The sequence below is a fragment of the Caulobacter sp. genome, assembly GCF_017744445.1.
Lineage (GTDB): Bacteria > Pseudomonadota > Alphaproteobacteria > Caulobacterales > Caulobacteraceae > Caulobacter.
Genome location: NZ_JAGIBH010000104.1, coordinates 1 through 629 on the forward strand (window position 1 = coordinate 1; position 629 = coordinate 629).

The following is a 629-nucleotide window of genomic DNA, read 5'->3' on the forward strand; positions in this document are numbered from 1 at the left end:
GTCCTACGCCCAGGATTGCGGCGGCGGGGGCAACAACGAGCGCCAGTGCTATGTGGCCTCGCCCGACACCGTGGCGGTCAAGGACGGCCTGCTGCGGCTGAGGGCGATCAAGCGGCCGACCACCGGCCTGGCCAATCCGTGGAACGGTTCGAAGGCCACGCGGACCCTGGACTACGCCTCGGGCAAGATCCTGACCAAGGGCAAGGCGTCCTGGCGCTATGGCAAGGTCGAGGTCCGGGCGCGGGTCCCGGGCGGGCAGGGCGTCTGGCCGGCGATCTGGATGATGCCCGAGACGGGCGTCTACGGCGGCTGGCCGCGCTCGGGCGAGATCGACATCCTGGAGACGGTCAATCTGGGCGCGCCGTGCGGAACCTGCGCGGGCGGGCGCGAGGACCGGATCTTCGGCACGATCCATTTCGGCGAGGACGGCGGCGCGGGACATCGCCACAAGGGCGGCAACGTCGCGCCGGCCCCGACGGCCGACGGCTTCCATGTCTACGCGGTCGAATGGTCGCCGGGCGAGATCGTCTGGCTCGTCGACGGCCAGCGCTACTTCCAGGCCGAACCCGAGGACTGGAAGCCGGCGACCGGCGAGGCGGGACCAGCGCCGTTCGACCAGCCGTTCCACC

At 71.4% G+C, this 629-nt stretch carries 1 protein-coding gene; it reads left to right on the plus strand.

Features of this window, described 5'->3' with window-relative positions:
* Positions 1–629 (plus strand): glycoside hydrolase family 16 protein (locus tag J7528_RS23890; protein WP_291879839.1); only part of this gene is annotated, 629 nt, incomplete at both ends.